This window comes from Corallococcus sp. AB045 (assembly GCF_003668895.1).
Taxonomy (GTDB): Bacteria; Myxococcota; Myxococcia; order Myxococcales; family Myxococcaceae; genus Corallococcus; species Corallococcus coralloides.
The window spans coordinates 1-2,883 of the sequence record NZ_RAWN01000389.1; the positions used below are offsets into that span (position 1 = coordinate 1).

The following is a 2,883-nucleotide window of genomic DNA, read 5'->3' on the forward strand; positions in this document are numbered from 1 at the left end:
GGACAACCAGGTCCGGCGGCGGCGGGGGCCGCGTGGGATCTCCACCGGGCAGGTTGTCGGGCTCCTCCACCTCCACGAAGAGGTTCTCGTCGGTGCGGAAGGCGAGCTGGCCGATGCACTCCTCGGCCTCCGAGCGCAGCTGGCCCACCTTCTGCTGGGCGATCATCACCTTGGTGAATTCGTGCTCGCCGGGCGCCGCCTCGCTCTTGCTGACGGCCTCCTGGAGGGCGACGTCGGCCTGCTCGGAGATGCGCAGCAGGCCCTTGATCTGCGTCAGCTTCTCGTTGGCGCAGTTGAGCTTCACCACGTCCTTGGTGCGCCGCGCCTCCTCGACCTTCTCGAACACCTGGCGGAGCGACTCCCGCATGCCGCCCAGGGCCTGCGTGCTGCGCTCCAGCTTCTGGCTGTCCGGCACGTCACCGGCCTTGTCCAGCGCGGGCGGAGCGGGGCGTGGCGGTGACGCGGGCGACTGCGCGAGCGCCATCCCGGAGGTGACGAGTCCTCCGACCACGGCGAGCATTCCCAGGGTGCGCATGCGCCTCACGAATCCTTCCGGCCCTTCCCAAGCTTCGAGAGTCGAGCGTAGGAGCGAGGGGGAGGGGTGTCAACGCAATGCCCCATCGCCCCGGAGTCCGGCTTTCAGACGCCGGGAGTCAGTCCTGGGGGGCCAGGCGGGCGTTGGCCTCGCGCAGGCGGGCGGACAGGCTGCGCGCGATGTTCACGACGATGAAGGTGAAGCCGTCCGCGTGCGCCAGCCGGAAGGTCCGCAAATCCTGTGCGGTGAGCTGGAGCAGCTCCACTTCGCCCTGGGCGCGCACGGTGGCGGAGCGGTGGTCCTTGTCGATGAGGCCCATCTCCCCGAAGAACTCCGGCGGGCCCAGGACGGTGAGGGGCTTCACCTCGTTGCTCGTACCCCGGCGCACCACCTCCACCTGGCCACGCACGATGACGAAGAGGCTGTCACCCAGGTCTCCCTCCTCGAACACCACCTCGCCGTGCGCGTAGCGGTACAGCCGTGCCAGCTCCGCCAGCCGCGCGAGCTCGGCGGGGGCCAGCATCTCGAAGAGGGGGGATGTGGCGATGACAGCCAGCTTCTCCATGTGCTCCCCGCGGGTCCGGTGCCTCCGGAAGGTCCGGACGGTCGAGCCTATTCCCCTGGCGAGAAGATGAACGGGTAGCTGACGGGGACGTCGTCACTCGGTTTGAAAGGGAACGTCCAGGCGCGCATGGTGGTCTTGATGCAGTTGATGACCTCGTCGGAGCGCAGGGTGGACTCCTCCACCTCCACGTTGCTGGCGCGGCCTTGCGGCGTCAGGTCGAAGCGGACCATCACCTTGCCCTTGAGGGAGGGGTCGCGCTTGAGCCCGTTCTCGTAGCAGCGCTGGATGGAGGCCTTGCGGCTCTGGATGAAGCGGGCCAGGTCCTTGGGCTTGACCTCGGAGCTGTCCACTTCCGGCACCGAGTCCACGACCTGGGGCACCTTGACGACCTGCTTGCGGCCGGTGTCCACGGTGCCCGCGCCGGAGGTCTGCGTCGCGCCGATGCCCGCCACCTTGCCGCCGGTGTCCCCCTGCGGGTTGGCGATGCCGTTGCCGCCGCCGGAGCCCGCCGTGAGCGCGCCACCCGCTGTCGCGCCCGCGAGCGCCTCCGCCACGTTGGTGCCACTGCCGGTGCTCCCGAGCACGTCCGCGATGGCGTCCCCGCCGCCGGGGCCCTTGCCGCCCAGCAGCTTGAGGATGCCGGTGTTGCCCACCTTCTCCGTGAGCTGCTGCCGGCGTTCCGCGCTGTTGGCGGGCGCGGGCGTCGAGTCCGTGGAGGCAGGCTTCTTCGTGGGAGCCTTCGGCTCGTCAGGCTTCTTCTCCCCGGTGGCGACCGCCTCCTTGGGCTCCTCCTTCTTGGCGGGCTGGGGCGGGATGATGGCGCGCACGAAGCGGTCTTCCAGCTGGTCCAGCTCCACCTCCCGCTCCACCGGCGCGGGCTGGGCGACGATGAGCGCGACGCTCAGCACATAGAGCACCAGCATCGACAGGAGGATGCCGAAGAAGACGCGGTCCACCGTGCGCCACGGGCTGGCCTTCAGCTCCGGGGGGAGGGTGGGCTTGGAGCCCTCCGCGGGCGCGGGGATGAAGTGGAAGAAGAGCGTGGCGTCCGGCAGGTCCACCTTGCCGCGGGCGCTCTCCTGCAACGGCAGGTCGAAGGTGTCGTCCGCGCGGCGCGTGGCGAGTCCCTGGGAGCGCAGCGCGTCGAAGTCCACGTCCGACGAGCCCAGGTTGACGCGGCCCTGCATGTGCTCGTCGATGATGAGGTGGAACTGCTGGCCGCGGTTCTCCAGCACCTTGAAGCGCGGCGGGCGCGCCTCGGACGGGGGCATGACGATGGTGTTGCGGGCGTCCTCGCCAATGGTGACGGAGTCGTGGAGCAGGTGGTGCTCTTCGACGATGCGCCCGTCCTGGATGACGCCGACGCGCAGCAACTTGGGGCGGGTTTGAAGGGCCATGGATCTAGAACGGGTCCTGCTGCACGCTCTGGACCACCTTGGGCACGAAGCTCTCCGTGCGGTTCAGGTCGTCGAAGCTCGGCTTGGAGCGGTCGAGGAAATAGAAGGCTTCCGGCTTCTGGATGCGCCCCTCGACCTTGATGGCCTCCAGGCGGATGGTCTTGGCCGGCTTCTTCGTCGCCGGAGCCTGGGGCGCTGGCGTCGCGCCGCCCGCCGCCTTCTTCGTGGACGCGGGGTCCTCCGCCCAGGACGGACCGGAGACGGCGAGCAGCAGCAGCAGGAGGGCGGGGCGCATGGCGGAAGGTCGTGGCTACCGGACGTCTGTGGACACCTTACCCGAGGCGCCCGGCCGCGTGGCAGGGGGCCTCGGGTAAGGTGTCCACAGA

Annotated in this window: 4 protein-coding genes; all 4 read right to left on the reverse strand. The window is 69.6% G+C overall.

The window, feature by feature from the left end:
- Nucleotides 1-535, reverse strand: a 535-nt coding sequence (locus D7Y21_RS40895; protein ID WP_121718594.1) for a hypothetical protein, incomplete at its 3' end; no start/stop codon positions are given.
- Nucleotides 536-653: 118 nt separating this feature from the next.
- Nucleotides 654-1,100, reverse strand: a complete 447-nt coding sequence (locus D7Y21_RS40900; RefSeq protein WP_121718595.1) for a cyclic nucleotide-binding domain-containing protein — start codon at nt 1,098-1,100, stop codon at nt 654-656.
- A gap of 47 nt (nt 1,101-1,147) precedes the next feature.
- Nucleotides 1,148-2,497 carry an AgmX/PglI C-terminal domain-containing protein gene (locus D7Y21_RS40905; RefSeq protein WP_121718596.1) on the reverse strand — a complete coding sequence of 450 codons (1,350 nt, stop codon included), beginning with the start codon at nt 2,495-2,497 and terminating at the stop codon, nt 1,148-1,150.
- A 4-nt stretch (nt 2,498-2,501) separates the two neighbouring features.
- A complete protein-coding gene (locus D7Y21_RS40910) occupies nt 2,502-2,792 on the reverse strand; it encodes a hypothetical protein (protein WP_120564946.1) in 291 nt (96 codons plus the stop codon).
- Between the last annotated feature and the right edge of the window lie 91 nt (nt 2,793-2,883).